Source organism: Pseudomonas sp. S44 (assembly GCF_016624805.1).
In the GTDB taxonomy this organism is placed as follows: domain Bacteria; phylum Pseudomonadota; class Gammaproteobacteria; order Pseudomonadales; family Pseudomonadaceae; genus Aquipseudomonas; species Aquipseudomonas machongensis.
The window spans coordinates 1-296 of the sequence record NZ_JACVTY010000074.1; the positions used below are offsets into that span (position 1 = coordinate 1).

Annotated in this window: 1 protein-coding gene; it reads left to right on the top strand. The window is 72.0% G+C overall.

What is annotated here, in order from left to right; genetic code table 11:
• A partial coding sequence (locus IAE40_RS25810; protein ID WP_234465252.1) for a hypothetical protein occupies positions 1–296 on the top strand: 296 nt, incomplete at both ends.

Here is a 296-nt window from a genome sequence, read left to right on the forward strand (position 1 = left end):
GGCCGCCATCGATCAGGCCCAAGGGCCGGGTAAACTGCCCAGCCGCAGCGGAGAAGTGGCCGCCCGCCAAGGCACGTCGAGCCAGGTAGGAGGGGCCGCCGACGGGGTGCACTGGTCCACTGCACAGCCTGGGCCGATCACGCCGATCACGCTTGCCCAGCCCTCCACGAGACCATCGTTGCGCGCGACACCAGCCCCCGGCAATGACGTCGGTGGCCGTGCCGACGCTCCAGCAGGCCCTCCCGACCGTCGCCAGCACCGTCTCCACCGCCATGACACTGCCCGCGGCGCAGAGC